The organism is Saccharothrix isguenensis, from assembly GCF_052936305.1.
The window spans coordinates 2,466,691-2,485,693 of sequence record NZ_CP193626.1 but is presented as its reverse complement, the minus strand read 5'-3'; the positions used below and the strand labels follow the sequence as shown (position 1 = coordinate 2,485,693).

The following is a 19,003-nucleotide window of genomic DNA, read 5'->3' as shown; positions in this document are numbered from 1 at the left end:
CTCGCGGTGTCGGAGTGGAGGACTCGCGGGTTGGGAGCGCTCCCACTGTAGGGTGCTCGGCATGGTGAGTGTTCTGGTCACGGGGTCGTCGGACGGTATCGGTCGGGAGACGGCGGCGACGCTGGTCGGACTCGGGCACCGGGTGGTGCTGCACGCACGCGACGCCGCACGGGCCGGGCAAGCCCTGGCCGCCGTGCCGAACGCCGCCGGCGTCGTGATCGGCGACCTCGCGTCCCTCGCCCAGACCAAGGAGCTGGCGGCGGCGGCCGGACCGTGCGACGTGGTCGTCCACAACGCCGGCCTCGGCGGCGGACTGCCGGAACGCACCCTCACCGACGACGGCCTGGAGCTGCTGTTCCAGGTCAACGTCCTCGCCCCGTACCTGCTCACCGCCCTGATGCCCCGCCCCCGCCGGCTGATCTACCTCACCTCCGGCCTGGAGGCGCAGGGCGTCGCCGACCTCGACGACCTCCAGCACGAGCGCGGCGAGTGGAACGGCATGCAGGCCTACTCGGACTCCAAGCTGCTGGACGTCGTCCTCGCGTTCGCGGTGGCCCGCCGGTGGCCGGACGTCCTCAGCAACGCGGTCGACCCCGGCTGGATCAAGACCAAGCTGGGCGGCCCGAACGCCACCGACGACATCCCGAAGGGCGCGGACACCCAGGTGTGGCTCGCGACCTCCGACGAACCCGCCGCCACCGTCACCGGCCGCTACTTCAAGTGGCGCGAAGACCTGCGCGCCAACCCCGCCGCGTACGACGTCGCACTCCAGGACGGCCTGCTCGACGCCTGCGCCGGGATCACCGGCGTCACGCTGACCTGACCGCCACGCGCAGCGCCGAGCGGGGCGTGCCGACGAGCTGCCGGCTCAGGTCACCCCGCAACGTCGCCACCGCGTCGAGCACGTAGTTCTGCCGCACCCGCCAAGGCCCGCGGTCACCCTGGCGCGGGAACGTGTCGACGGCCCGCTGGACGTACCCGGAAGCCAGGTCCAGCAGCGGACGGCGCTCCAGTTCACGGTCCGGCGTGGCCACGACCGACGCGTACCCGTGCCGGTCCATGTGGTTCACCACCCGGCACACCAGCCGCGAGGTCAGGTCGGCGCGCAACGTCCACGACGCGTTCGTGTACCCGACGCACACCGCGAGGTTCGGCAACCCGGTGATCATGGCGCCGCGCCACAGGAACTGGTCCGACAGCTCGACCCGCCGCCCGTCCACGCTCGGCTCGATCCCGCCCAGCGCCTGCAGTTGCAGACCGGTGGCCGTGACCACGACGTCGGCCGCCAGCTCGCGCCCGGACGCCAGCCGCACCCCGTCCGGCGTGAACGTGTCGATGTGGTCGGTGACGACCGACGCCCGGCCGGCGTTGAGCGCCTCGAACAGGTCGGCGTCCGGGATCGCGCACAGCCGCTGGTCCCACGGGTCGTAGGTCGGCGTGAAGTGCTCGCGAACGGCCGCCGAGTCGTTCAACGCCTTCGCCGACAGGCGGGTGAGCGTCTTGCGCGCGGCCTGCGGCCAACGGCGGCAGAACTGGTAGAACGCCAGCCCGAAGAGGATGTTCTTGGTCCGGATCAGCCGGTGCGCGGCGTTCGCGGGCAACAGGCGGCGAACGCGGTCGGCGAGCTTGTCCCGGCCCGGCACCACCCCGATCCACGTCGGCGAACGCTGGAGCATGGTGACGTGCGCGGCGGTCTCGGCCATCGACGGCACCAGCGTCACGGCGGTCGCGCCGCTGCCGATGACCACCACCCGCTTGCCCGCGTAGTCCAGGTCCTCGGGCCAGAACTGCGGCCGGACGACGTCGCCGCGGAACGACTCGATCCCCGGGAACACCGGGTCGTAGCCCTGGTCGTAGTTGTAGTACCCCGTGCACGAGTAGACGAAGTCGCAGGTCAGCGTGCTCGACGTGACCACGCCCGCGTCGTCGCGATGGCTGGTCGTCAACGTCCACCGCGCCGTCTCGGTCGAGAAGTCCGCGGCCACGACCTTGGTGCGGTAGCGGACCAGCCGGTCGACGCCGTGCTCCTCGGCCGTCTCCCGCACGTACCGCAGGATCGACGGCCCGTCCGCGATCGACTTCGCCTCGCGCCACGGCCGGAACGGGTAGCCGAGGGTGAACATGTCCGAGTCCGACCGGATGCCGGGGTACCGGAAGAGGTCCCACGTCCCGCCGATGACGTCGCGGGCTTCGAGGATCGCGACGGACTTGCCGGGGCACTCGGTGCGCAGCCGGCAGGCCGCGCCGACACCGGACAGTCCGGCGCCCACGATCACGACGTCGAGGTGCTCGGGGGTGGTCATGCGCTCCAGTGTCCTGGAGCCACCGGACGGGTTCTTGACCGGGGACGACAAGTATTTGACCCTGTACGACATGTCGGTGATCCGGTCCGCGGGCTTGCGCGGCTTCCGGGCGACCGTGGCCGAGCTGGGCGGCCGGGCGGAGGACTACGCCCGCGCGGCGGGCCTGCCGGTGGCCGCGCTGGACGTGGACGACCTGCTGGTGTCGGACGCGGTGATGGCCGCCGTGCTGGAGGTCGCCGCCGCCGAGCTGCGGTGCCCGGACCTCGGGCTGCGGGTGGCCGCACGGCAGGACTTCGGCATGCTCGGCCCGCTGGCGCCGGCCATCCAGAACTCGCCGACCGTGGCCGACGCGCTGGAGTGCACGTCCCGCTACCTGTTCGTGCACGCGCGGTCGTTGAGCCTGACCCTGGTGGACGACCCGTACGGCGCACCGGACCTCGCCGCGCTGCGGTACGGGCTGCCGCCGGGCCTGCCGGTGCCGGTGCAGGCGACGGACCTCGGCCTCGGTTTCCTGCACCGGTCGATCACGTACCTGCTGGGCGGCCCGTACGGGCTGCGGAGCGTGGAGCTGCCGTACCAGCCCGTCGCACCGCGAGCCGTGTACGAGGAGTTCTTCGGCTCGCCCGTCCACACCGGACAGGACGCGCCGGCGCTGCGGATGCCGCGCGGGCTCGTGCACCAGCCGTTGGCGGGCGGTGACGAGCGGGTGTGGCGGCTGGCGCTGGCGTTCCTGGCCGAGCAGACCGCGGGCGACGGCGCGAGCCTGACCGCACGGGTGCGCGGTGTGCTGACCAGGACGTTGGGCACGATCGCGCCGGAGATCGGGGCGGTGGCCCGGTTGGTCGACCTGCACCCGCGCACGGTGCAGCGCAGGCTGGCCGCCGAGGGCACCACGTTCGCCACCGTGCTGGACGAGGTGCGGCGCGAGGCGGCGAAGCGGTACCTGACCACGACGGACATGCCGATGAGCCAGGTGGCGGGGATGCTCGGGCTGTCCGAGCAGTCCGCCCTCAGCCGCTGCTGCCGCCGGTGGTGGGACATGACGCCGAGTGCCGTCCGCCGGGGTGCATGATGTCGTGCGCAGTCAAATTCCCGTCGCCTGGAGTCAAGCCCGGCCGTCCGGACGAGGCCAGACTGGTGGCACCGACGTCCTGAGGAGGCCGCATGTCCCAGCTGTCGCGTTACCGGTTCGCGGGCGGCACGGCGGTGGTGACGGGCGCGGCCAGCGGCATGGGCGAGCACATGGCGCACGGGCTGGCCCGGCGCGGCAGCCACCTCGTGCTGGTCGACCGGGACGCCGACCGGCTGGCGGCGGTGGCCGCGAAGGTCCGCGGGGTCCGGGTCGAGACGCTGGTGGCGGACCTGTCCGACATCGCCGGGCTGGACGACCTGGCGGCGCGCGTGCTGGCCGCCGACCCGCGCGTCACGCTGCTGGTGAACAACGCGGGCGTGGCGCTGGGCGGCACGTTCGACCAGATCGGCGCCGATGAGTTCGACTGGGTCATGGACGTCAACTTCCGCGCGCCGGTCGCGTTGACCCGCCTGCTGCTGCCGACGCTGCTGGAGTCGCCGGGCAGCCACGTGGTGAACGTGTCGAGCCTGTTCGGACTGATCGGGCCGCCCGGCCAGACGGCGTACTCGGCCAGCAAGTTCGCCCTGCGCGGGTTCAGCGAGTCGTTGCGGCACGAGCTGGCGGACCGGGGCGTCGGCGTGACCAGCGTCCACCCGGGCGGTATCCGCACCAGGATCGCGGAGACCGCGCGGGTCGCGTCCCGGGTGAGCGAGGCCGAGGCGGCGCAGGGCAAGGAGAGCTTCGCCAAGCTCCTCACCTACCCGGCGGACAAGGCGGCCGAGCGGATCCTGACGGGCGTGGAGAAGCGCAAGGGCCGGGTGCTGATCGCGTGGACCGCCGTCGCGCCGGACATCCTCGCCCGCCTGTTCCCCACCTCGTACATGGCCGTGCTCACCCGCCTCAGCCCTTCGACCGCCCGGAACGCCAAGCCCTCCCAGCCCACAGCCGGGCAGCCCGCAGCCGCGCAGTCCACGACCGCTCAGCCCACGACCGCTCAGCGCAACACGACCTCCAGCGGCAGCTGAGCGGTAGGCCTCATCGGCGTGATCACCGGCGGCACCCGGTAGGCGTCGGTGTCGAACGCCGCCCGCCGCAGCTTCGCCGGGTCCGGTCCGAATGCCGGCCCGCGTGAACTGGTGCGTCCGGACTAGTCGACTAGGCCGTGTATCTGATGGACAGGAGCCCGCACCTGTGTAGTACAGGGCCGACCACAGGGGGTGCGTCGTCCTGCCCGGGTCAACCGGGGAACCACAGACCTGGGGGGGTCTATGAAACAGCACGGTTCGAACAGCTTCTTCGTCGTGGGCGAGGGAGTACTCGAGTTCGACCGCGACGGCGAGGCGACGAAGCGCCAGCCGCTCACCGTGGAGGAGTTGCGCCGGTTCCGCTTCTCGCGGCTGGGGCCGGAGGGGACGCCGCTGGACGAGGAGACCCGGATCGCGCTCGCCACCGCCATGACGGCGGACGTACCGCAGCCGGACTCCGCGAACCCGCCCATCCCGGCGGGCTTCACGTACCTGGGTCAGTTCGTCGACCACGACCTGACCATGGACCGCACCGAGTCGCAGCTTGGCGACGACGTGAACCTCGGCGACCTGGTTCAGGGTCGTTCACCGGCCCTCGACCTGGACTCCGTGTACGGCCGCGGTCCCGCCGACCGCACCGACCGGGTGTTCTACGCGCCCGACGGGGTGAAGCTCAAGGTGGGCACGACCTCGCCGGTGGGCTTCCCGGACCAGCGGGTCAACGTCGCGCTGGAGGGGTTCGACCTGCCGAGGTTCGGCGGGGCGGGCCTGACCGGGGCGGACCGGCGCAAGCCGCTCATCCCGGACACCCGCAACGACGAGAACCTGGCGGTCGCCCAGACCCACCTGGCGTTCATCAGGTTCCACAACCGGGTCGTGGACGAACTGGCGATGCGCGGGCTGACCGGGCGACGGCTGTTCACCGAGGCACGCGAGCAGGTGGTGCGCCACTACCAGTGGATGCTGCGCACCGACTTCCTGCCGAGGATCGTGGACCCGGCGATCGTGGACGACGTGTTCACCAACGGTCGGCGCTTCTTCGAGGCGCCGGGCCGCGGGCGGTCGCCGCACGGGTTGCGGCCGACCATGCCGCTGGAGTTCTCGGTGGCGGCGTACCGGTTGGGGCACAGCATGATCCGGGGCGAGTACGAGTGGAACCGGGTGTTCACCACGGGTGGCCCGGGTGGTGCCGCCACGCTGTTCCTGCTGTTCGTCTTCACCGGCACCTCCGGCAACTTCGACCCCGGGTCGCGGCTGCCGGACCTGGACAACCCGAACTCGGGCACGCTCGACACCCTGCCCACCAACTGGATCGCCGACTTCCGCCGGCTGTTCGACTTCACCGAGGTCGACCGGCCGGACCTGGCGCCGCCGACCGCGGACGGCGGCAACGTCACCAAGCGGCTCGACAGCTCGGTGGTGAACCCGCTGGCCCAACTGCCGGCGGGCACGTTCGACGGGCGGGGCACCGCGTTCCCGGAGATCCAGCGCAACCTGGCGTTCCGCAACCTGACCCGGGCCGGCATGGTCCGGCTGGCGAGCGGGCAGCAGATGGCGGAGTTCCTGGGCGTGGAGCCGTTGACCGCCGAGCAGGTCCTGGTCGGCGACCGGGGCGCGTCCCTGGACTCGCTGACCGACGCGCAGAAGGCCGCGGTGACCGCCGCGACCCCGTTGTGGCTCTACGTCCTGCGGGAGGCGGAGTTCCACGGCGGCCTGATGGGGCCGGTGGGCGGTCGGATCGTGGCCGAGGTGTTCCACCGCGCCATCGAGGGCAGCCGCACGTCGATCGTCCGCGAGCCGTCGTGGCGGCCCGCGTTCGGGCCCGACGCGCGGACGTTCCGGATGACCGACCTGCTGTTGTTCGCCTTCGAAGGCAAGGCGGACCTGCTGAACCCGTTGGGGGACTGACATGTCGACTCGCTTGGGGGAGCGAACCGCTGTCGCCGCACGGCTCGACCGCTGGGCGGTGCCGGCACTTCGAGTGTCGATCGGCGTCGTGTTCGTCTGGTTCGGCGTGCTGAAGGTGATCGGCGCCTCGCCGGTCGGGTACCTCGTCAGCGCCGCCGTGCCGTGGGTGGACCAGGGGTTCCTGGTGCCCGCGCTGGGGTGGTTCGAGGTCGTGCTGGGAGTGGTGCTGCTGATCGGGCGGCTGCCGCGGTTGACGCTGGTCGCCGTGGCGGTCCACCTGGCGGGGACGTTCGTGGTCTTCGTCCAGGCGCCGGCTCTCATGATGACGGAGGGCAATCCGCTGCTGTTGACCACGAACGGTGAGTTCGTGCTCAAGAACGTGGTGCTCATCTGCGCCGCGCTGGTGCTGCTCGGCCGGCTCGAAAGGCGGAGGACGAGCTAGCCGTGCGACGGAAGTCCGGCCCCCGGTCCTCCCGGGGGCCGGACTTCCCGCGTTCACGGTGTGGCGTGGCGGACCCATTCGCGGTGGAAGCCCTCGACGTGACGGGTCACCCTCGTGGCGGCCAGTTCGCCGTCACCCGCCTGGACGGCCCGCAGGATGGACCGGTGCTCGCGGCGCAGCCGGACGGCGGTGCGGGACCAGTCGGGCAGGGCCTGCACGGCGTCCAGCACGGTGCGGTGGATGGCGTCCCGGAGCGCGGCCATGATCGCCGTGTTCACCGCGTTGCCCGCGGCGGCGGTGAGGGCGACGTGGAAGTCGGCGTCGAGCTGGTGGAACGCGTCCGCGTCGAGGTCCGGCGCGTCCATGCGGGTCAGCAGGTCGGCTGCGCGGGCCAGGTCCGGGTGGTCGGGCACGGCCGCCGCCGCGCGCACCGAGTGGCTCTCGATCATGACCCTGGTGCCGACGAGGTCCGCCATGGGCAGCCGCCGGGTGGCCAGGTGCAGGCGGAGGGCCGCGCCGAGTCCGCCGGCCGGGTCGGCGATGACGGTGGTGCCCGCGTCCGGCCCGGAGCCGACGCCGCTGCGCACCACGCCCATCGCCTGCAACACCCGGATCGCCTCGCGCACGGTGGCCCGGCTGACGCCCAGGTCCTCCGCCAGCTTGCGCTCGGCGGGCAGCTGCTGCCCCACGCCGAGCCGACCCGCGGTCAACTCCGCCTCGACGTGCCGCAGCACCGCTCCGTACCCGGACACCCGGCCACCTCCGTCATGTGGTCAGACCACGGGTCTGGTGTGGTCTGACCACAGAGCCTAGACTCACCGCCGTGAGAGTCGCGCTGTTCGTCACCTGCCTGGTCGACGCGCTGTTCCCCGACGTCGGCAAGTCCACGGTCCGACTGCTGGAACGGCTCGGCCACGAGGTGGTCGTGCCGTCCGCGCAGACGTGCTGCGGCCAGATGCACATCAACACCGGCTACCAGGGCCAGGCGCTGCCGCTCGTCCGCAACCACGTGGACGCGTTCGAGGGGGCCGACGTGATCGTGGCGCCGTCCGGGTCGTGCGCCGGGTCGGTGCGCCACCAGCAGGCGGACGTGGCCCGCAAGGGCGGCGACGAGAAACTGGCCGAGGCCGCCGAGGACACCGCCAAGCGCACGTTCGAGCTGTCCGAGTTCCTGGTGGACGTCCTCAAGGTGACCGACGTGGGCGCGTACTTCCCGCACCGGGTCACCTACCACCCGACGTGCCACTCGCTGCGGATGCTGGAGGTGCGGGACAAGCCGCTCCAGCTCCTGCGGGCCGTGGAGGGCATCGACCTGGTCGAGCTGCCCGACGCGGAGACGTGCTGCGGCTTCGGCGGCACGTTCGCGCTGAAGAACTCCGCCACGTCGACCGCCATGCTCGGCGACAAGGCGAGCGCCGTGCTGAGCACGGAGGCGGACGTCCTCACGGCGGGCGACTCGTCGTGCCTGATGCACATCGGCGGCGGTTTGAGCAGGCTGCGCAGCGGCGTCCGCACGCTGCACCTCGCCCAGGTCCTGGAGAACACGCGATGACGTTCCTGGGCATGCCCGCCGGCGGCGGGAACCTGACCGGCACACCGTTCCCGAAGGCGGCGCGCGGCGCGCTCGTCGACGCCCAGCTGCGCCGCAACCTCGCCAAGGCCACCACGACGATCCGGGCCAAGCGGGCGGGCGTGGTCGGCGAGCTGCCGGACTGGGCGGAGCTGCGCGCGGCCGGTGCGGCGATCAAGGACGAGGTGCTGGCGAACCTGGACGAGCACCTGGTCCGGTTCGAGGAGGCGTTGACGAGCCGGGGCACGCACGTGCACTGGGCGCGGGACGCGGACGAGGCCAACCGGATCATCACCGACCTGGTGAAGGCGACCGGCACGCGCGAGGTCATCAAGGTCAAGTCGATGGCGACGGTCGAGATCGGGCTGAACGAGGCGCTGGCGGACGCCGGTGTGCACGCGGTGGAGACCGACCTCGCCGAGCTGATCGTCCAGCTCGGCAACGACAAGTCCAGCCACATCCTGGTGCCCGCGATCCACCGGAACCGGACCGAGATCCGGGACGTGTTCCGGCGCGAGATGCCCGGCGTCGACCCGGACCTGACCGACGACCCGCGCGCCCTGGCCGAAGCCGCCCGCAAGCACCTGCGGCAGAAGTTCATGACGGTGGACGTGGCCATCTCGGGCGCGAACTTCGGCGTGGCGGAGACCGGCGCGCTGGTGGTGGTCGAGTCCGAGGGCAACGGCCGGATGTGCCTGACCCTGCCGCGCACGTTGATCAGCGTGGTGGGGATCGAGAAGCTGGTTCCGTCGTGGCGCGACCTGGAGGTGTTCCTGCAACTGCTCCCCCGGTCGTCCACGGGCGAGCGGATGAACCCGTACACGTCGGTGTGGACGGGACCGACCGAGGGGCAGACGAGCCACGTCGTGCTGGTGGACAACGGCCGCACCGCCACTCTCGCCGATCCGGACGGGCGGGCGGCGTTGCGCTGCATCCGGTGTTCGGCATGCCTGAACTCGTGCCCGGTGTACGAGCGCACCGGCGGCCACGCGTACGGGTCGACCTACCCGGGCCCGATCGGCGCGGTGCTGTCGCCGCAGCTCACAGGCGTGGACAAGAACCCGTCGCTGCCGTTCGCGTCGTCGTTGTGCGGTGTCTGCTACGACGTGTGCCCCGTGGCGATCGACATCCCGTCGATGCTGGTGCACCTGCGGTCGCGCGTGACCGAGTCGAAGCGGGCCACGCCGGAGTCGACCGCCATGCGCGCCATGGCGTGGGTCATGTCGGACGCCCGGCGGTGGCGTCGGCTGATCAGGTTGGGCAAGTTCGGCCGGCTCGCGAGTCGGCACGTGCCGCTGCCGGGCTGGTCGGCGGCCCGTGACCTGCCCTTGCCGCCGAAGCAGACGTTCCGTGATTGGTGGGAGTCCCGATGAGCGCGCGTGACGAGGTGCTGGCCCGGGTCCGGCGGGCGAAGGGTCCGGTCGATCCGCCGCCGGTCCCGCGTGACTACCGGGTGGCGGGCACGCGGGGGGTGGTCGACCTCGACCTGTTCGCCGAACGCCTGCGCGACTACCGGGCGCGGGTGCGGGTGGTCGACGCCGACCAGGCCGCCGCGACCGTCGTCGCCGCGCTGCTGGAGCGGGGCGTGCGGCGGGTGGCGGCGGCCCCGGGCACCCCGGTGGAGTGGACGGACCTGTCCGGCCGGCCGGAATTGTCGGACCCCGCCGGTAGAGTTGAATCAAGGGATCCCCTTGGCGGGGACCTGCGCGAAGCCGAGGCCGAGGGCCGTCCCGAGGTCGTCCGCGGCCCGGTGACCGTGGCCATGCTGGAACGGACCGATGCCGTGGTGACGGCGTGCCACGTGGCGATCGCGGAGACCGGGACGATCGTGCTGGACCACGACGCGGCCGACCAAGGCCCGCGCGCCCTCACCCTCGTCCCGGACTACCACCTCGTCGTGGTGCGGGCGGACCAGGTGGTGGTGGGCGTGCCGGAAGCGGTGGCGGCGCTGGCCGGTGTGCGCACCCAGACCTGGATCAGCGGGCCGTCCGCGACCAGCGACATCGAGCTGGAACGGGTGGAAGGCGTGCACGGCCCGCGCACGCTGGAAGTCGTCATCGCCCGCTGAACGCGCTGCCGGTCGCGGCCCGCCCGTGCTCCCGTGGTGTCCCCACAAGTGGTGTCCCACACAGTGGGCGGGTCCGACCAGAATCACCGGATTCGCTAGTATCGGGATCCCGTCCGAGAGGCGCTGCAACGGGCATCGGCCCGCCACGCTCGGCAGGGCTGATAGACCGTAAGGGCGCCTCCCGAAACTGGGAGGCTGCGTGTCGGAAAACGCCCTGCGAGAACTGCTGGACCAGCGTGTCGCGGTACTGGACGGTGCCTGGGGCACGATGCTCCAAGCCGCCGGTCTCACCCCGGCCGACTACCGCGGTGATCTCCTCGGCGACCACACGCACGACGTCACCGGCGACCCGGACCTGCTCAACGTGACCCGCCCGGACGTCATCCTCGACGTCCACCGGCAGTACCTGGCCGCCGGCGCGGACATCACCACGACCAACACGTTCACCGCGACCGGCATCGCGCAGGCCGACTACGGCCTCGAGCACCTGGTGCGCGAGATGAACGTCCGCGGCGCGCAGCTCGCCCGCCAGGCCGCCGACGAGGCGGGCGGCCGGTTCGTGGCCGGCTCCGTCGGCCCGCTCAACGTCACCCTGTCGCTGTCGCCGCGGGTCGAGGACCCGGCGTACCGGACGGTGACGTTCGACCAGGTCCAGGCCACCTACGCCGAGCAGATCAGCGCGCTCGCCGAGGGCGGCGTCGACCTGCTGCTCATCGAGACGATCTTCGACACGCTCAACGCCAAGGCCGCCGTCGCCGCAGCCCGCGAGGTCGCGCCGCACCTGCCGCTGTGGATCTCGGTCACCATCGTCGACCTGAGCGGCCGGACGCTGTCCGGGCAGACGGTCGAGGCGTTCTGGAACTCCGTCGCGCACGCCGAGCCGCTGGTCGTGGGCGTGAACTGCTCGCTGGGCGCGGCCGAGATGCGACCGCACGTCGCCGACCTGTCCCGGATCGCCGGCACCTACACCGCGAGCCACCCGAACGCGGGCCTGCCGAACGCGTTCGGCGGCTACGACGAGACGCCGGACGAGACCGCCGCGCTGCTGCACGGGTTCGCCGAAGAGGGCGTGGTCAACATCGTCGGCGGCTGCTGCGGCACCACGCCGGAGCACATCGCGCGGATCGCGTCGGCGGTCAGGGACATGAAGCCGCGCCCGATCGCGCAGGTGCCGGACCGGACCAGGTTCAGCGGGCTGGAGCCGTTCGAGCTCGGCGCGGACACCGGGTTCGTGATGATCGGCGAGCGCACCAACGTGACCGGGTCGGCGAAGTTCCGCCGGCTGATCGAGAGCGACAACTACCAGGCGGCGGTCGACGTCGCGCTGGAGCAGGTGCGCGGCGGGGCGAACCTGCTGGACGTGAACATGGACGCCGACCTGCTCGACAGCGTGCAGGCGATGACGACGTTCCTGAACCTGATCGCCACCGAGCCGGAGATCGCCCGGGTGCCGATCATGATCGACAGCTCCCGGTGGTCCGTGCTGGAGGCCGGGCTGCGGTGCGTGCAGGGCAAGGGCGTGGTCAACTCGATCAGCCTGAAGGAGGGCGAGGAGCAGTTCCTCACCCAGGCCCGCCGCATCCGCGACTTCGGCGCGGGCGTCGTGGTGATGGCGTTCGACGAGAAGGGCCAGGCCGACACCACCGAGCGCAAGGTCGAGATCTGCGGTCGCGCGTACGACCTGTTGACGCAGAAGGCGGACTTCCCGGCCGAGGACATCATCTTCGACCCGAACGTGCTGGCCGTCGCCACCGGCATCGCCGAGCACAACGGCTACGCCAAGGCGTTCCTGGACGCCATCCCGCTGATCAAGAAGCGCTGTCCGGGCGTGCGGATCAGCGGCGGCATCTCGAACCTGTCGTTCTCGTTCCGCGGCAACAACACCGTGCGCGAGGCGATGCACTCGGCGTTCCTGTTCCACGGTGTGCGCGCGGGCCTGGACATGGGCATCGTCAACGCCGGTCAGCTCGCGGTCTACGAGAACATCCCGAAGGACCTGCTGGAGCTGGTCGAGGACGTGCTGTTCGACCGCCGCCCGGACGCGACCGACCGGCTGGTGTCGTTCGCCGAGACGGTGTCCGGGTCGGGCACCAAGCGCGAGGTCGACCTGTCGTGGCGCGAGGCGACGGTCGGCAAGCGGCTGGAGCACGCCCTGGTGCACGGCATCGTGGACTTCATCATCGAGGACACCGAAGAGGCCCGGCTGGAGGCCAAGCGCCCGCTCGACGTGATCGAGGGGCCGCTGATGGACGGCATGAAGGTCGTCGGCGACCTGTTCGGCGCGGGCAAGATGTTCCTGCCGCAGGTGGTGAAGAGCGCGCGCGTGATGAAGCGCGCGGTCGCGCACCTGGAGCCGTACATGGACGCGGAGAAGGAAGCCTCCGGCTCCACCCGCGGCAACGGCAAGGTCGTGCTGGCCACGGTGAAGGGCGACGTGCACGACATCGGCAAGAACATCGTCGGTGTGGTGTTGGGCTGCAACAACTACGACGTGGTCGACCTGGGTGTGATGGTGCCCGCGGCGAAGATCCTGGACACCGCGATCGCCGAGGGCGCCGACGTGGTGGGCCTGTCCGGGCTGATCACGCCGTCGCTGGACGAGATGGTGTCGGTGGCCGCGGAGATGCAGCGGCGGGGCATGAAGCTGCCGTTGCTGATCGGCGGGGCGACGACGTCCCGCCAGCACACGGCCGTCCGCATCGCGCCCGCGTACGACCAGACCACGGTGCACGTGCTGGACGCGTCCCGGGTGGCGGGCGTGGTGTCGGCCCTGCTGGACCACGACCGGGCCGAGACGCTGGGCGCGTCGACGCGCGTGGACCAGCAGCGGCTGCGCGAGGAGCACGAGAACCGGCGGAGCACGCCGCTGCTCACGGTGGAGCAGGCCCGCGCGAACCCCGAGGTGGTGTCGTTCGACGACCTGCCGACGCCCGCGTTCACCGGGCTGCGGGTGGTCGAGCCGACGCTGGTCGAGCTGCGCGAGATGATCGACTGGACGTTCTTCTTCCTGGCGTGGGAGCTGAAGGGCAAGTACCCGAAGATCCTCCAGACCAACCCGGCCGCGCAGGAGTTGTTCGACGACGCGAACGCGATGCTCGACCAGATCGTCGCCGACGGGTCGCTGTGGGCGAAGGGCGTCTACGGGTTCTGGCCGGCGCACAGCGAGGGCGACGACATCGTGGTGGACGGTGTCCGGTTGCCGATGCTGCGCCAGCAGACGAAGAAGCCCGAGAACCGCCCGAACCGCTGCCTGGCCGACTACATCGCGCCGGAGGGCGACCACCTGGGCGGGTTCGCGGTGACGATCCACGGCGCGGAAGAGCTGTCCGCCCGGTTCGAGGCCGAGCAGGACGACTACCGGTCGATCATGGTGAAGGCGCTGGCCGACCGGCTGGCCGAGGCGTTCGCCGAGTACGTGCACCTGCGGGCCAGGAAGGACTGGTTCGAGCCGGACGCCGACCCCGCGCTGGAAGACCTGCACGCCGAACGCTTCCGCGGCATCCGGCCGGCGCTGGGTTACCCGGCGAGCCCGGACCACAGCGAGAAGCAGGACCTGTTCGGGTTGTTGAGGGCGGAGGAGATCGGCATGGCGCTGACCACCTCGTTCGCCATGACGCCGGCGGCGAGCGTGAGCGGCGTGATCTTCGCGCACCCGGAGTCCCGCTACTTCACGGTGGGCCGGGTCGGCCGTGACCAGGTGGTCGACTACGCCCGCCGGCGCGGTATGCCGTTGGCGGAGGTCGAGCGCTGGCTGCGCCCGAACCTGGCCTACGAGCCCGGCGCCTGATCCGGTCGCAGCGCGCCGCATTCGACAGACCGCATTCACGCATCCGTGCGGGCCGGTGACGGGTTGTGTCATTGTTGGCCGTTTTCCATACCTGCTCGGGTGATGATGTGCGAATGCTTGTTCGACTATTGTTCCGGGTATGGGTGTTTCGTCGGTGTTGTTGACCGAGGACGACGTGTTCGCCGCCATCGCGGAGGTCGAAGCGTCCATTCGGGCATCGCACCGGCGGCGGTTGGAATTGCTCGCCGAGGTGGTGCGCTGCGGGTACGACCTGGATTCGTACCGGGCCTTGGTGCGGGCGAATCCGGCGGATTTCAAGCAGTGGGTCGCGCAGGTGGGGTTGTTCCTGCCGTCGGTCGCGCCGACCGGGCAGTCGTTGCCGCCGCCGTGCCGGGTGGCAGGTGCGGCGTTGGCGGAAGGTGCGTTGTCGGAGGGGCATCTGCGGGAGTTGGCGCGGGCGGTCGGGACGCTGGAGCTGCCCGACTGGTCGGAGGAGGTCCTGGTCGAGGCGGCGCGGTCGGTGGAGCCGAAGGTGGTCCGGCAGCTGGCGGACCGCATCCGCGACCGCGTCGAGCAGGACGCCGTGGACGAGGTGGACGAACCGGCGGCGGAGCCTGCGGATGTGGTGTACCTGCGGGATCTGCCGGGTGGACGGGTCGAGTTCCGGGGTGAGCTGTCGGCGGAGACCGGGGCGCGGTTCACCGCGATGCTGGAGCCACTCGCGACGCCGCGTCCGGAGGGACCGAAGGACCTCGCGCACCGGCTGGGTGAGGCGTTCGCGGATGTGGTGTCGCTGGCGTCGCGGTCGGGTGACCTGCCGTCCGAGGCCGGGGAGCGTCCGCACATCAGCGTGACGGTGGATGTGGAGACGCTGCGGCGCGGGGTGGGGCACGCCGTGTTGGACGGCGACCGTCACCTGGGTGCGGCGCAGGCGCGGCGGATCGCGTGCGACGCCAAAGTGATCCCGGTCGTGCTGGGCGGCGATTCCGAAGTGCTGGATCTGGGGCGGACGAAGCGGACGGTGAGTGTCGCGCAGCGCAAAGCGTTGCACGCCCGCGACCGGGGATGTGCTTTTCCGGGGTGTTCACGGCCACCGAAGTGGTGCGACGCGCACCATGTGCGGCATTGGTCGGACGGCGGGGACACCGACCTCGGAAATCTGGTTCTGCTGTGCCGCGCGCATCACACGCTGGTGCACCACTCGCCGTGGCGGATCACCATGACCGGTGGCGTGCCGACGTTCATTCCGCCGCGACACGTCGACCCGGCCCAACGGCCCCGGCAGAACCTGCTCCACCGACCGCCCATACCCATCGCCGCCTGACACCCACACGCCCCCACGCTCCTGGTGGCGCCGCGCCGTGCACGTTCGGACGTTCACGAGCCGATGAGGCCCCGTCGCCCGCGAACGGATGACGGGGCCACCGCCGAACGGGGTCAGACGCTGACCGGCTCCCGTACCTCCACGGGCTGTTCGGCCTTCCGCGCCTGGCGACGTTCCTTGCGGCCCTCGACCATCGAGTACAGCGTCGGCACGAGCACCAGGGTGAGCAGCGTCGAACTGATCAGGCCGCCGATCACCACGATCGCCAGTGGTTCGCCGATGAAGGCGCCCTCGCCGGTGAGGCCGAGTGCCATCGGCAGCAACGCGAAGATCGTGGCGGCGGCGGTCATCAGGATCGGGCGCAGTCGCCGCCGGCCACCTTCGATCACCGCCTCCCGCACCGGCATCCCGTCCCGCCGGTACTGGTTGACCAGGTCGATCAGCACGATCGCGTTCGTCACCACGATCCCGACGAGCATCAGCATGCCGATCAACGCGGGCAGCCCCAGCGGCGTCCCGGTGAGCAGCAGCAGGCCGATCGCACCGGTCGCCGCGAACGGGATCGACACCATCAGGATCAACGGCTGGACCAGGCTGCGGAACGTCGCCACCATGATCAGGAACACGATCGCGATCGCGGCCAGCATGGCCAGCCCCAGGTCGGCGAACGTCTCGGCCTGGTCGGCGGACACGCCACCGAGGCTGTGCGTCACACCGGACGGCAGCTCCATGGCGTTCAGCCGGGACGTCAGCTCGGCCGACAGGGCGCCCAGGTCCGAACCGGTGGCCTTCGCCGACACGGTCGCGCTGCGCGCACCATCCGTGCGCCGCACCTGCACCGGACCGTCCACAACGGACACCGCAGCGACCTGGCCCAGCGTCGCCCCACCCGGCAACGGCAAGGCGCGCAACGCGTCGACGTCCGCCGGTGCGCTACCGGTGCGCAGCACGATCTGCTGCGACCGCCCGTCGATCGGCAACTGGGCCACCGGCACACCGCGCAGCGCCTGCGCCGCGAACTGGCCGATGGCCTGCCCGCTCAGCCCACGCGCCGCCGCCGCGGCCTGGTCGACCGCGACCTGCACGCGCGGCGCGCTCACCGAGAGGTCGTTGGTGACCTCGCCGACGCCAGGCGTGCCGGTGACGACCCGCTGCACCTGGTCCGCCGCGGCGCGCAGCGAAGCCTCGTCCGGCGCGGTGACGAGCACGTCGATCGTCTCCGAGCCGAACCCGGACGCGGCGGCGCCGAACGCCACCTCACCGGCACCGGGCGTGGTCTTCAGCCGCTCGGTCAGCCTGGCCTGCAACGCCTCCAGGTCGGTGCCCTCACGCACCGTCGCACGCACGCTCGTGTCGCCGTTGCCGCCGAACCCGAAGGCGGCCAGGCTGTTGTCGGTCCCGATGGTGACCTGGTACGTCTCCACCTCGTCCGTCTCCGCCAGCACGCCTTCGAGCTTGCGGGCCGCGTCGTCGCGGGCGGCCAGGCTGCTGCCGGGCGGCAGCTTCTGGCTGCCCTGCAATGCGGTGCCGCCGGCGTTGTCGATGAAGTTGGTCTCCAGCGAACCGGCCAGGCCGAGGGTGCCGCCGAAGATCAGCACCGCGATCAGCAGCGTGACCCAGCGCCGCGTGGTGGCGAACTTCAGCACCGGCACGTAGGTGCGCTGCAACGGGCTGCGCTTCTCCTTCTCCAGCGCGGCCTCACGCGCCCGAGCCGCCTCCTCCGGGTCGGTCGGCACGGCCGGGCGCTTGAGGAACCAGAACGCCAGCACCGGCACGATCGTCAGCGACACCAGCAAGGACGCCAGCAGCGCCACCGTCACCGTGATGGAGAACGGCCCGAACAGCTCGCCCGCGATGCCGCCGACGAACGCGATGGGCAGGAACACGGCCACCGTCGTGAGCGTGGACGCGGTCACCGCGCCCGCCACCTCACGGGTGCCCTCCAGCACCGCGCGTTCCTTCTCCTCGCCGTACCCGAGGTGCCGCTTGATGTTCTCCAGCACCACGATCGAGTCGTCCACCACCCGGCCGACCGCGATGGTGAGCGCGCCGAGGGTGAGCAGGTTCAGCGACAGGTCACCGGTGTACAGCGCGATCAGCGCGACCACCACGGACAGCGGGATCGACACCGCCGTCACCAGCGTGGACCGCACCGACAGCAGGAACAGCAGGATCACGATCACCGCGAACAGCAGGCCGAGCAGTCCCTCGGTGGTCAGGCCGCTGATCGCCTTCTCCACCTGCGGACCCTGGTCGAACGCGACGGTGAGCTTCGAGTCGGCCGCCTCGCCCCACTCGTCGAGCTTCTCGCGCACCTGGCGGGAGATCTCCACCGCGTTGCCGTCGGACGCCATGGTGACGCTGACGCCGAGCGTGGCCTGACCGTCGGTGCGGGTCAGCACGGTCGCCGCCTCGGGCACGGACTCGACCGAGGCCACGTCGCCGAGCCGCACGGGACCGGTGGGCGAGGCGAGCAGCAACCCGCGCAGGTCGTCCACGGATCCGACCGGGCTGCCGATCTGCACGGTCAGCGTCTTGTCCGCGTCCGGCACGGTGCCCGCGGGCACGACGGCGCCGGCCGTGGTCAGCGCGGCGGTCAACGCCTGAGGCTCGACCCGGGCCGCGCCGAGCTCGGCGTAGTCCACGGTGACGGTGACCTGCCGGTCGCGTTCACCGCTGACCGTGGCCTCCCGCACGCCGGCGATGGCCTCGATGCCGGGCACGACCTCGGCGCGCAGCCTGGCCGCGGCGGCGATGTCGTCGTCACCGGAGGTCGCGGCGAGCGCGATCACCGGGATGTCGTCGGTGCTGCCCTGGGCGACGGTCGGCTCGACGCCCTGCGGCAGGCGGGGCTGGAGCCGGTTCACCGCCTGCTGCATCTTGGCCACGGCGGCGTCGATGTCGGTGCCGTAGGTGAACATCACCTGGACCGTGGCGGAGCTCTCCCCTGACCGGGTGAGCACCTGCTCGACACCGTCGACACCGCGCACGGCGGCCTGGATCGGCTCGGCGACCTGGCTGTCGACCAGGTCCGGCGACGCGCCGGGGTAGGCCGCGATGACGACCGCGGCGGGCAACTCGATGGACGGGAAGAGCTGCTGCTTGATCGAGGGCAGTGTGAAGACGCCGAAACCGATCACGAGCAGGCTCAGCAGCCCGACGAGACTTCGGTTGGCCAGGCTCAGTCGAGCCAGCACGGACATCGTGGGAATCTCCTTGGTGAGCGGACCAGCGGTGAGCGGACCAGCTCATGCGCCACCGCATGAGGCACCGCGGGCGGATGCCGGGAACGCTCGCACACGGCACCTGAGAACGGGCTCAGCCATGGGTTGGTTTCCCGGCCGCCGAAACAGGCCTTGACGTGCGCGGATGCGGTGCGCGACGAGATCGGGGCGGGCTGGTGACCTTGGTCACGGAGGCCGGGGGCACGCCCCCGGCCTCCGGCCACCCACGGCGGCGGTGCCCTGCCGGACGCCTTGGTCTCGGCCGCCGCCACGGATCAGC

General features: G+C 71.5%; 13 protein-coding genes and 1 riboswitch. Of the genes, 10 read left to right on the top strand and 3 right to left on the bottom strand.

What is annotated here, in order from left to right; translation table 11 throughout:
* The first annotated feature begins 61 nt into the window (after positions 1–61).
* Positions 62–823: an SDR family NAD(P)-dependent oxidoreductase gene (locus ACRAKI_RS11900; protein WP_447007119.1), complete on the top strand. Its 762-nt coding sequence runs from the start codon at positions 62–64 to the stop codon at positions 821–823.
* Here ACRAKI_RS11900 and ACRAKI_RS11895 read toward each other — a convergent pair.
* The gene (locus ACRAKI_RS11895; RefSeq protein ID WP_447007118.1) at positions 810–2,303 is read right to left on the bottom strand and encodes a flavin-containing monooxygenase; all 1,494 of its coding nucleotides are present in this window, start codon (positions 2,301–2,303) and stop codon (positions 810–812) included. The two genes, ACRAKI_RS11900 and ACRAKI_RS11895, sit on opposite strands and share 14 nt — an antisense overlap.
* On the opposite strand from ACRAKI_RS11895, the gene ACRAKI_RS11890 reads away from it, so the two are divergent.
* The 4 genes from ACRAKI_RS11890 (at position 2,302) to ACRAKI_RS11875 (ending at position 6,750) form a co-directional block, all read left to right on the top strand.
* Positions 2,302–3,375 (top strand): AraC family transcriptional regulator, encoded by a 1,074-nt coding sequence (locus ACRAKI_RS11890; RefSeq protein WP_447007117.1) that lies wholly within the window; start codon positions 2,302–2,304, stop codon positions 3,373–3,375. The genes ACRAKI_RS11895 and ACRAKI_RS11890 overlap by 2 nt on opposite strands.
* Before the next feature lie 92 nt (positions 3,376–3,467).
* Complete coding sequence (locus ACRAKI_RS11885; protein WP_447007116.1) at positions 3,468–4,400, top strand: SDR family NAD(P)-dependent oxidoreductase; 933 nt, start codon at positions 3,468–3,470, stop codon at positions 4,398–4,400.
* Between the two features lie 243 nt (positions 4,401–4,643).
* Positions 4,644–6,308: a peroxidase family protein gene (locus ACRAKI_RS11880; RefSeq protein WP_447007115.1), complete on the top strand. Its 1,665-nt coding sequence runs from the start codon at positions 4,644–4,646 to the stop codon at positions 6,306–6,308.
* Position 6,309: 1 nt separating this feature from the next.
* Positions 6,310–6,750 carry a DoxX family protein gene (locus ACRAKI_RS11875; RefSeq protein WP_447007114.1) on the top strand — a complete coding sequence of 147 codons (441 nt, stop codon included), beginning with the start codon at positions 6,310–6,312 and terminating at the stop codon, positions 6,748–6,750.
* 53 nt (positions 6,751–6,803) lie between these two features.
* Here ACRAKI_RS11875 and ACRAKI_RS11870 read toward each other — a convergent pair whose 3' ends face one another.
* On the bottom strand, positions 6,804–7,502 hold the full coding sequence (locus ACRAKI_RS11870; RefSeq protein WP_447007113.1) for a FadR/GntR family transcriptional regulator: 699 nt from the start codon (positions 7,500–7,502) through the stop codon (positions 6,804–6,806).
* 71 nt (positions 7,503–7,573) lie between these two features.
* On the opposite strand from ACRAKI_RS11870, the gene ACRAKI_RS11865 reads away from it, so the two are divergent.
* From ACRAKI_RS11865 to ACRAKI_RS11845, 5 genes are all read left to right on the top strand, one after another.
* The gene (locus ACRAKI_RS11865; protein WP_447007112.1) at positions 7,574–8,302 is read left to right on the top strand and encodes a (Fe-S)-binding protein; all 729 of its coding nucleotides are present in this window, start codon (positions 7,574–7,576) and stop codon (positions 8,300–8,302) included.
* A complete protein-coding gene (locus ACRAKI_RS11860; RefSeq protein WP_447007111.1) occupies positions 8,299–9,693 on the top strand; it encodes a LutB/LldF family L-lactate oxidation iron-sulfur protein in 1,395 nt (464 codons plus the stop codon). Before ACRAKI_RS11865 ends, ACRAKI_RS11860 begins: the two co-directional genes overlap by 4 nt.
* The gene (locus ACRAKI_RS11855; protein ID WP_447007110.1) at positions 9,690–10,388 is read left to right on the top strand and encodes a LutC/YkgG family protein; all 699 of its coding nucleotides are present in this window, start codon (positions 9,690–9,692) and stop codon (positions 10,386–10,388) included. The genes ACRAKI_RS11860 and ACRAKI_RS11855 overlap by 4 nt, the downstream gene beginning before the upstream one ends.
* 109 nt (positions 10,389–10,497) lie before the next feature.
* A riboswitch (S-adenosyl-L-homocysteine riboswitch) is annotated at positions 10,498–10,575 on the top strand.
* Between the two features lie 12 nt (positions 10,576–10,587).
* Entirely contained in the window at positions 10,588–14,175 is a 3,588-nt protein-coding gene (gene metH, locus ACRAKI_RS11850) for a methionine synthase (RefSeq protein WP_447007109.1), read from the top strand.
* A 139-nt stretch (positions 14,176–14,314) separates the two neighbouring features.
* Entirely contained in the window at positions 14,315–15,499 is a 1,185-nt protein-coding gene (locus ACRAKI_RS11845; RefSeq protein WP_447007108.1) for a DUF222 domain-containing protein, read from the top strand.
* A 113-nt stretch (positions 15,500–15,612) separates the two neighbouring features.
* On the opposite strand, the gene ACRAKI_RS11840 is transcribed toward ACRAKI_RS11845, so the two are convergent.
* Positions 15,613–18,702: an efflux RND transporter permease subunit gene (locus ACRAKI_RS11840; RefSeq protein ID WP_447007107.1), complete on the bottom strand. Its 3,090-nt coding sequence runs from the start codon at positions 18,700–18,702 to the stop codon at positions 15,613–15,615.
* Positions 18,703–19,003: the final 301 nt, after the last annotated feature.

What these genes read in the sequence shown, in the direction of transcription:
- ACRAKI_RS11890 (WP_447007117.1), top strand. Translation starts at nt 2,302, where the DNA reads ATGCGCTCCAGTGTCCTGGAGCCACCGGACGGGTTCTTGACCGGGGAC.
- ACRAKI_RS11845 (WP_447007108.1), top strand. Translation starts at nt 14,315, where the DNA reads ATGGGTGTTTCGTCGGTGTTGTTGACCGAGGACGACGTGTTCGCCGCC.
- ACRAKI_RS11895 (WP_447007118.1), bottom strand. Translation starts at nt 2,303, where the DNA reads ATGACCACCCCCGAGCACCTCGACGTCGTGATCGTGGGCGCCGGACTG.
- ACRAKI_RS11840 (WP_447007107.1), bottom strand. Translation starts at nt 18,702, where the DNA reads ATGTCCGTGCTGGCTCGACTGAGCCTGGCCAACCGAAGTCTCGTCGGG.
- ACRAKI_RS11860 (WP_447007111.1), top strand. Translation starts at nt 8,299, where the DNA reads ATGACGTTCCTGGGCATGCCCGCCGGCGGCGGGAACCTGACCGGCACA.
- ACRAKI_RS11900 (WP_447007119.1), top strand. Translation starts at nt 62, where the DNA reads ATGGTGAGTGTTCTGGTCACGGGGTCGTCGGACGGTATCGGTCGGGAG.
- ACRAKI_RS11855 (WP_447007110.1), top strand. Translation starts at nt 9,690, where the DNA reads ATGAGCGCGCGTGACGAGGTGCTGGCCCGGGTCCGGCGGGCGAAGGGT.
- ACRAKI_RS11880 (WP_447007115.1), top strand. Translation starts at nt 4,644, where the DNA reads ATGAAACAGCACGGTTCGAACAGCTTCTTCGTCGTGGGCGAGGGAGTA.
- ACRAKI_RS11875 (WP_447007114.1), top strand. Translation starts at nt 6,310, where the DNA reads ATGTCGACTCGCTTGGGGGAGCGAACCGCTGTCGCCGCACGGCTCGAC.
- ACRAKI_RS11885 (WP_447007116.1), top strand. Translation starts at nt 3,468, where the DNA reads ATGTCCCAGCTGTCGCGTTACCGGTTCGCGGGCGGCACGGCGGTGGTG.